Genomic DNA, 7,743 nt, shown 5'->3' with positions numbered 1-7,743 from the left:
CGAGGGGCCCACCCCGGCCAGGGCCGGCCTCGCGCCGGAAAGGGCGAGGCCCGCGAGGGCGCCCGTGAAAAGGCGGCGGCTCAATGTGATCATCGTCGCAGGATCTCCGGCTGACCCCGCCGCGCCGGTGGACCGCGAGGCGGGGATGACCGGCCTAGCGCGTGGGGAGGGGACACCGCTTGAACGAACGTGCTGCCCCCGCCCTCGGCCCCCTTTGGCACGTCGAGGGCGGGCATACCTTCTTTGCCGGACCGCTCGCCTACAACGCCAGCCACCAGCATGGTGCGCCGGTCTATCTGGCGGGCCTGTATGGCCCTTTCCGCATCCGGTTCAGGCCCGGTCCGTGGATCGCCTGCCGCACGGCCTTCGTCCCGGCCGGGATGCGGCACGAACTCGATTGCGCCGGCGACCCCCTGGCCGTGCTCTATCTCGAGCCGGAGGCCGGAGCGCAGGCTCTCCTGGGCCTGATCGCCGCCGGCGAGGACATCGGCGGCGCACGCGTCGCCATGCGGGGTGAGATCGAGCCCTTGCGTGCGCTCTACGAATGCCCGCGCGCCACGGTCTGGGCCGGGCAGGCCATCGCCGATCTCGCCGGTTTCGCAGTGCGCCGGAACGGACCGACGCTCGATGGGCGCATCGCCCGGATCATGGCCGACCTCGGCACCTGCCAGGACACGGGCATGTCGGCACCGCGCCTCGCGGCCTCCGTCGGGCTGTCATCCTCGCGGATGCAGCACCTGTTCACCCGCGAGGTCGGAGTTCCCTTCCGGCGCTATCGCTCGTGGCTGCGCATGCGGCGGGCGATCGACGCCGTCATTCGGGGTGAAACCTTCACGGTCGCCGCCCACGAGGCGGCCTTCGCCGACCAAGCCCATTTCGCCAACGCCTTCCGCGAGACGTTCGGAGCGCCCGCCTCGGCGAGCCTCGTGGGTATCCGGCGGCCATAGACGCCGACGGCTTCAGTTCGCCCTGCGCATTTCAGCCAGCACGAACACCCGGATCGCCGAGGACAGGTTCTGCGCGCCCCGCGCTGCGTCGATCTCGCCGATCAGCACCTGAACCGACTGCTCGCGGGCGGCGGCGATCTCGCGCAGCGCCTCCCAGAACGGCGTCTCCAACGACACGCTGGTCCGGTGGCCGGCGATCATCACCGAGCGTTTGGTGGTGCCGGTGGTCATCGGGCGCGCAACCCTCCCCCCTCTGCGGGGGAGGGTGCCTGCGGAGCAGGCGGGAGAGGGGGCGACCTCTCCGGAGATGGCGCTCCCCTCTCCCGACCCTCGCTCACGCGAGGGCCACCCTCCCCCGCAGAGGGGGGAGGGGGAACCGTTGCGCTTGTCACCCGTCCGAATCCGGTCCCACGAGCTTGTGGCCCTCGTGGCGCGAGAACTCGATGGCCTTCTTGGCCTCGGCCAGGGTCTTGGCCTTCTTCGGCAGGCCGAAGGCGATGCGGTTGTCCTCCGCCTTCGCCTCCTTCTCGGCCCGCGCCTTGCCCTTGCGGACCGAGCGCAGGTTGATGATCTCGGCCATGAGCTTCCCCGTCAGTCGACGCTCGGTGCCAGCATGGTCTCGGGGCGCACGACGCGGTCGAACTCCTCCTCCGTGACGTAGCCGAGGCGCAGGGCCTCTTCCTTCAGGGTGGTGCCGCGCTTGTGCGCGGTCTTGGCGATCTCGGCGGCTTTGTCGTAGCCGATGGAGGGAGCGAGCGCCGTCACCAGCATGAGCGAGCGGCTCATCAGGTCGGCGATCTTGTCCTCGTTGGCCTTGATGCCGACGACGCAATTGTCGGCGAAGCTCACGGCCGCATCGGCGAGGATGCGGATCGATTGCAGCACCGCGTTGGCGATGACCGGCTTGAACACGTTGAGCTCGAAATTACCCTGGGAGCCGGCGAAGCTCACCGTGGTGCCGTTCCCGATCACCTGGGCGCAGACCATGGTCAGGGCCTCGCACTGCGTCGGGTTGACCTTGCCCGGCATGATCGACGAGCCCGGCTCGTTCTCCGGCAGGGAGAGTTCGCCGAGGCCCGAGCGCGGGCCGGAGCCGAGGAAGCGGATGTCCTGGGCGATCTTGAACAGGCCCGCCGCCAGGGCCGACAGCGCGCCTTGCGTGAAGACGAGGGCGTCGTGGGTGGCCAGCGCCTCGAACTTGTTGGCGGCCGAGGTGAAGGGCAGGCCGGTCAGCTCGGCGACCTTGGCCGCGAACTTCTCCGCGAATTCCGGATGGGCATTGAGGCCGGTGCCGACCGCCGTGCCGCCCTGCGCGAGAGCAAGCACGCCCGGAAGCGTCGCCTTCACCCGCTCGGTGCCCAACGCCACCTGCGCGACATAGCCGGAAAATTCCTGGCCGAGGGAGACGGGCGTCGCGTCCTGCAAATGGGTGCGCCCGATCTTGACGATGTCGGCGAACGCCTCGGACTTCGCCTGGAGCGCGTCGTGCAGGTGCTTCAGGGAGGGCAGCAGCCGGTCGTTGATCTCGCGCGAGACCGCGATGTGCATCGCCGTGGGGAACACGTCGTTGGAGGATTGGCCGCGATTCACGTGGTCGTTGGGGTGGACCGGCGACTTGCCGCCGCGCTTTCCGCCGAGCAGCTCGTTGGCCAGGCTCGCGATGACCTCGTTGGCGTTCATGTTCGACTGGGTGCCCGAGCCCGTCTGCCAGACCACGAGGGGGAATTCCTGGTCGTGCTCGCCCGACACCACCTCGGCGGCGGAGGCGGCGACGGCCTGGGCCACCTTCGGGTCGAGGGCGCCGAGATCCTGGTTCACCAGGGCGGCGGCCTGCTTCACCATCCCGAGGGCATGGACGAGGGGGGCCGGCATCTTCTCGGTGCCGATCTTGAAGTTCTGGATCGAGCGCTGGGTCTGCGCGCCCCAGTAGCGATGGGCCGGAACCTCGATGGGGCCGAACGTGTCGGACTCGGTCCGGGTGGCGGACGTTTCGGTGGGGCTTTCGAGCGGCGACATCGTGGCCTCTTAGATGGCGGGGTATGCGGCCCTACTTAAACGGTGCGGCCGAAAACCGCGATGGTGCTTTCTTTCAAAGGCGTCACAGGACCGTGCCGGAGTCAGGCACGTTCCGGGACGAAGCGAGGACGATTGCCGATGCCGTTGGACGCCGCGACCCTGGAGCCCGACGCCCTCCCGCGCTTCCGCCCCGTCGTCCCGCGCCCCCGGCGCGAACAGCCGGGGTTGCTCGCCTTCCTCAAGGCGGTGCGCGCCAACCCGATCACCACCTGGCTCGACGAGCATTTCGTGGAGCCCGTGGTGGCGCGCGAAGGCGCGATGGGCCGCGTCACCGTGGTCAGCGACCCGGCCCTGATCCGCTACCTGTTCGTGGAGAACGCCGCCAATTACCGCAAGGACGACCTGCAGCGCCGGGTGCTCGCGCCGGGTCTCGGCAACGGCCTCCTCACGGCGGAGGGCGAGGAGTGGAAGCTGCAGCGGCGCACCCTGGCGCCGATCTTCTCGGCCCGCCACGTCCTCGGCTTCGCCGCCCCCATGAACGAGGCGGGCGCGCGAATCGGCCGCCGCCTCGCCCGGCGCGACGCCACCACCGTGGACGTGCCCCTGGAAATGACCCGCGTCACCCTCGACGTGCTGGAGCGGACGATCTTCACCGAGGGCCTGTCCAGCGACCCTGATGCGCTGGGCCGCGCCATCACCCGGTTCCTCGAATCGGTCGGGCCGGTGGACCCGATGGACGTGTTCGGCGTGCCGGCCTTCGTGCCGCGCATCGGCCGGCTCCGGGCGCGTCCGGCGATCCGCTTCTTCGAGGAGGTGGTGAACGCCCTCATCGCGCGCCGGCGCACGCAGCTCGACGCCGGAACGGCCCCCTCCGACCTGCTGACCCTGCTGCTTCAGGCGCAGGACCCGGAAACCGGCAAGGGCCTCAGCGATCTGGAGGTCAAAGCCAACATCGTCACCTTCATCGCCGCCGGCCACGAAACCACGGCGAACGCGCTCACCTGGGCGCTCTATTGCCTGTCGCAGGATCACGAGGCCCGTGCCCGCGTCGAGCGCGAGGTGGATGCGGTGCAGGGCGACGGGTTCGATGCCGACGCGCTCCCCTTCACCAAGGCGGTGATGGAAGAGACGATGCGGCTGTTCCCGCCGGTGCCGTTCCTGAGCCGTCAGGCCATCGCGGAGGATCGGATCGGCCGGATCAAGATCCCCAAGGGCTCGCTCATCATGGTGGCGCCCTACGTGCTCCACCGCCACCGCACCCTGTGGGACGATCCCGAGGCGTTCATGCCGGAGCGCTTCCTGCCGGAGAACCGGGCCACCGTTCAGCGCTTCTCCTATCTGCCGTTCGGCGCAGGCCCCCGCGTCTGCATCGGCCAGAGCTTCTCGCTGCAGGAGGCAGTGATCGTGCTGGCGCACATCGCCCGCGCCGCGCGCTTCTCGCTGTCACCCGACCACGCCCCCGTCACGCCGCTCCAGCGGGTGACGCTGCGGCCGGAACATGGCTTGCGGATGCAGGTGGAGCGGCGGGGCTGAGAACCGCTGCGGCGGGTCGCGGATCACCGTCCGCTGCGCTCTGCAAATGTCCGAGAGAGGGGGGCGAGGTCTCACGACCGCGCTCGCGCAGACTCAGCGTAACCAACGTCCCTTCCCTAGATGGCTACGACACTCACCAATTCGCGCGTCCCCTCTCCTGGAAGGAGAGGGAGCACGTCGCGCCTTAGGCCGAACCCTATTGAATAACGGGAACAGCCGTCGAGCAAATGTGTGAATCCAGTAGCCCCGGACGGGTGGAGCGAGGCACAGCCCGATTCGTCGGGCATCGCGAAAAGCAGCGAAGCGACTTTAATCTCAGCTCTTCTTCCGAAAAGCGTCGAGGCTGACGACTTCGGCACCAGCTTCGCCGCCGTCGGGCTTCTTGGCCGCGGGGCGCGCCGCCTTGCCGTCGGGACCGTCCTCGGTCTTGTCGAGGTTCTGGCTCGCGCCCTGCGCGGGGAGGAGCTTGGGCACGCTGGCGCCGATCGCCGAGACGGCGTTGCCCTTCGGCATGATCTCGCTCGGCTCGGAGGCCGCGCCCCGCGTGGCGTTCTTCGTGCCGTGAGGTTGCGGCGCATCGTCCTGCGCGTCCTCGTCCGCCGCCTCGTTCAGGTCGAACTTGAGGCCGAACTGGACCGAGGGGTCGAAGAACCCGCTCAAGGCGTCGAAGGGCACGAGCAGGCGCTCGGGAACCCCGGAGAAGGACAGGCCGACCTCGAAGGAATGCTCGGTGACGCCGAGATCCCAGAACTGATGCTGGAGGACGATGGTCATGTCCTGGGGGTACTTTTCCCGCAGGCGCTGCGACATCCGCACCCCCGGCGCCTCCGTCCGGAACGACACGTAGAAATGGTGCTCGCCGGCGAGACCTTCGCGGGCCGCGTCGGTCAGCACCTTGCGCACGACGCCGCGCAGGGCATCCTGAACCAGGAGGTCGTAACGGATGAGATCGTCTGCCATCGCTTGTCGCTTTGCCCGGTACCTGCCGGAATGTCGCGCCGACGGCGCACCGGGTCGGTGAATTGACGTGAAGGCTTGCCGGACTCGGGCGCCGGTTTCAATCGCGCCGTTCCCACCGTGGTCTCCACGGGGGGGCGGTGAATTGACACCGTATCCACGTACCCGGGATTCTGGTGAAAGCGCCGGGATCGAGCGGCCTCGGCCGAAGATTGTCAGGCACCCAGTTCGGCCTCTCGACCGAACGACACGAATATAGAGGGAGAGGCGTCGCTTTTGAAGCCCGATCCTGACGTGGAGTTGTCCGACGACCGGGCAATCGGCGCAATGCTGGCCGCCACCGGCGGCGCGCGGCCGCGCCGTTCCCCGATCCGCCTCGCCGCGGCGGCGTTTCGCGATGCCATCGGCCTCGTCCTGGCGACCCTGTTCGTGATGCTCGCGGCGGCCATCGCCGCCCTGCTCGTCGTGCGCGTCGGCGCGGACATCCTGCAGGGCATAGACCCCTTCGCCACCGAGGCCCGCCGCCCCCGGTTGTATCCGCAGCAGCTGGTCCTGCGCGAGGTGGCGAGCGATATCCTGCGCCAGTGCCTCATCGTCGCCATCGTCATCGGCGCGGCGATCCGATCCAGCGGCGGGGCGTGGCGCTCCAGGCTCGCGCTGACCCCCGTCGCGGCGCCGGGCCTCGCACCCTCGCGGCTTCTCGCCATTCTCCTGCTCTGGCCGTTCCTCCACATCCTGTGGGTGATCGGGACGGCGGAGGTCTTCCACATGGCGTTCGGCCGCAATGTCGGCCTGTCGCCGCTGCTCAGCAGGACCGGGGCCATCGCCTGGCTCGCCTTCACCATCGTGCTGGCGCCGGTGGCGGAAGAGGTGCTCATGCGCGGGGCGATGTTCGAGCGGGCCTCGCGCTTCCTCAAGCCGTGGGGTGCGATCCTCTCCACCTCCGCCCTGTTCGTGCTGCTTCACATCCAGGTCGGCAGCATCGCCCGCCCGGTCTCGCTGATTCCCCTGGCCCTGATGCTCGGCTGGCTGCGCTGGCGGACCGGGCGGCTCTGGCCCTGCATCCTGCTCCACGTCTGGAGCAATCTCGCCGTGGTCGCCTACTTGCTGTGGCCGGCGCCCGCCTGACGCTCGCCTCGCGGCCCCGTTCGCGGTATCGCGGGAGACGCAACACGGGACCGCGATGCACGCCTATCATCAGCTTCTCGAACGCATCCTCTCCGAGGGAACGCGCAAGGACGACCGGACCGGCACGGGGACGCTCTCGGTCTTCGGCCACCAGATGCGCTTCGACCTGGCGGAGGGCTTTCCCCTCGTCACGACGAAGCAGCTGCACCTGCGCTCGATCATCCATGAATTGCTGTGGTTCCTCACCGGCGACACCAACGTGCGCGCCCTGCAGGCCAACGGCGTCACGATCTGGGACGAATGGGCCGATGCGAACGGCGATCTCGGGCCGGTCTACGGGAAGCAATGGCGTTCGTGGGCCAAGCCCGACGGCGGCGCAGTGGACCAGATCTCCTGGCTCGTGGACGAGATACGGCGAAACCCCGATTCCCGCCGGCTGATCGTCTCGGCCTGGAACCCGGCCGACCTCGACAGGATGGCGCTGGCGCCCTGCCATTGCCTGTTCCAGTTCTACGTCGCCGACGGCCGGCTCTCGTGCCAGCTCTATCAGCGCTCGGCCGACGTGTTCCTCGGCGTGCCGTTCAACATCGCCTCCTATGCGCTGCTCACGGCGATGATCGCCCAGGTCACGGGCCTGGAGCCGGGAGACTTCGTCCACACGCTCGGCGACGCCCATCTCTACGTGAACCATCTCGAACAGGCCCGGCTGCAGCTCACGCGGGAGCAGCGTCCTCTGCCGCGCCTCGTCCTCGCCCCGGAGGTCCGCTCGGTGTTCGATTTTCGATTCGAGGACATCGCCATCGAAGGGTACGAACCGCATCCCGCCATCCGCGCGCCGGTGGCGGTCTGATGGCGTCCGAGATCCATCGCCCCCGCATCAGTCTCATCGCGGCGGTGGCCCGCAACGGGGTGATCGGCCGGGACAACGGCCTGATCTGGCGCCTCGGCAGCGACCTGCGCCGCTTCAAGGCGCTGACCATGGGCAAGCCGGTCCTGATGGGCCGCAAGACCTACGAATCGATCGGCCGGCCGCTGCCGGGCCGGCGCATCCTCGTGCTGACCCGCGACCGGTCGTTCTCGGCCGCCGACGTGGCCGTCGTCCACGATTGGGCAGGCGCCCTGGCGGCGGCCGAGAACGACCGGTCGCGGGTCAGCACGAGGA

The 7,743-nt window shown here is 69.1% G+C and carries 9 protein-coding genes; 5 read left to right on the top strand and 4 right to left on the bottom strand.

The window, feature by feature from the left end; translation table 11 throughout:
* Nucleotides 1-179: 179 nt before the first annotated feature.
* Nucleotides 180-947 carry a helix-turn-helix domain-containing protein gene (locus MBTS_RS00405; RefSeq protein ID WP_147831652.1) on the top strand — a complete coding sequence of 256 codons (768 nt, stop codon included), beginning with the start codon at nucleotides 180-182 and terminating at the stop codon, nucleotides 945-947.
* A gap of 12 nt (nucleotides 948-959) precedes the next feature.
* On the opposite strand, the gene MBTS_RS00400 is transcribed toward MBTS_RS00405, so the two are convergent.
* The 3 genes from MBTS_RS00400 to fumC all read right to left on the bottom strand — a co-directional run bounded on the left by MBTS_RS00400 (nucleotide 960) and on the right by fumC (nucleotide 2,963).
* Nucleotides 960-1,178, bottom strand: coding sequence for a ribbon-helix-helix domain-containing protein (locus tag MBTS_RS00400; protein WP_192214871.1), 219 nt, complete (start codon nucleotides 1,176-1,178; stop codon nucleotides 960-962).
* 157 nt (nucleotides 1,179-1,335) lie between these two features.
* Nucleotides 1,336-1,527 (bottom strand): DUF4169 family protein, encoded by a 192-nt coding sequence (locus MBTS_RS00395; protein ID WP_147831655.1) that lies wholly within the window; start codon nucleotides 1,525-1,527, stop codon nucleotides 1,336-1,338.
* An 11-nt stretch (nucleotides 1,528-1,538) separates the two neighbouring features.
* Nucleotides 1,539-2,963, bottom strand: a complete 1,425-nt coding sequence (gene fumC, locus MBTS_RS00390) for a class II fumarate hydratase (protein WP_056144106.1) — start codon at nucleotides 2,961-2,963, stop codon at nucleotides 1,539-1,541.
* 138 nt (nucleotides 2,964-3,101) lie between these two features.
* On the opposite strand from fumC, the gene MBTS_RS00385 reads away from it, so the two are divergent.
* Nucleotides 3,102-4,496: a cytochrome P450 gene (locus MBTS_RS00385; protein ID WP_056144107.1), complete on the top strand. Its 1,395-nt coding sequence runs from the start codon at nucleotides 3,102-3,104 to the stop codon at nucleotides 4,494-4,496.
* Between the two features lie 315 nt (nucleotides 4,497-4,811).
* Here MBTS_RS00385 and MBTS_RS00380 read toward each other — a convergent pair whose 3' ends face one another.
* Entirely contained in the window at nucleotides 4,812-5,456 is a 645-nt protein-coding gene (locus tag MBTS_RS00380; protein WP_147831657.1) for an SspB family protein, read from the bottom strand.
* A 273-nt stretch (nucleotides 5,457-5,729) separates the two neighbouring features.
* Here MBTS_RS00380 and MBTS_RS00375 point away from each other — a divergent pair, with 273 nt between their 5' ends.
* The 3 genes from MBTS_RS00375 to MBTS_RS00365 all read left to right on the top strand — a co-directional run.
* Nucleotides 5,730-6,581 (top strand): CPBP family intramembrane glutamic endopeptidase, encoded by an 852-nt coding sequence (locus MBTS_RS00375; protein ID WP_238253865.1) that lies wholly within the window; start codon nucleotides 5,730-5,732, stop codon nucleotides 6,579-6,581.
* 55 nt (nucleotides 6,582-6,636) lie between these two features.
* Nucleotides 6,637-7,431: a thymidylate synthase gene (locus tag MBTS_RS00370; protein ID WP_018042567.1), complete on the top strand. Its 795-nt coding sequence runs from the start codon at nucleotides 6,637-6,639 to the stop codon at nucleotides 7,429-7,431.
* Nucleotides 7,431-7,743 (top strand): dihydrofolate reductase (locus MBTS_RS00365; protein ID WP_192214870.1); only part of this gene is annotated, 313 nt, incomplete at its 3' end. The genes MBTS_RS00370 and MBTS_RS00365, both read left to right, overlap by 1 nt.

Source organism: Methylobacterium bullatum (genome assembly GCF_014845095.1).
Classification (GTDB): domain Bacteria; phylum Pseudomonadota; class Alphaproteobacteria; order Rhizobiales; family Beijerinckiaceae; genus Methylobacterium; species Methylobacterium bullatum.
The sequence above is the reverse complement of the archived record's forward strand: the minus strand, read 5'-3'. Positions and strand labels throughout refer to the sequence as shown.

Bases quoted from the DNA above. Each gene is read 5' to 3' on its own strand.
- MBTS_RS00400 (WP_192214871.1), bottom strand. From the start codon at position 1,178: ATGACCACCGGCACCACCAAACGCTCGGTGATGATCGCCGGCCACCGG.
- MBTS_RS00395 (WP_147831655.1), bottom strand. From the start codon at position 1,527: ATGGCCGAGATCATCAACCTGCGCTCGGTCCGCAAGGGCAAGGCGCGG.
- fumC (WP_056144106.1), bottom strand. From the start codon at position 2,963: ATGTCGCCGCTCGAAAGCCCCACCGAAACGTCCGCCACCCGGACCGAG.
- MBTS_RS00385 (WP_056144107.1), top strand. From the start codon at position 3,102: ATGCCGTTGGACGCCGCGACCCTGGAGCCCGACGCCCTCCCGCGCTTC.
- MBTS_RS00380 (WP_147831657.1), bottom strand. From the start codon at position 5,456: ATGGCAGACGATCTCATCCGTTACGACCTCCTGGTTCAGGATGCCCTG.
- MBTS_RS00370 (WP_018042567.1), top strand. From the start codon at position 6,637: ATGCACGCCTATCATCAGCTTCTCGAACGCATCCTCTCCGAGGGAACG.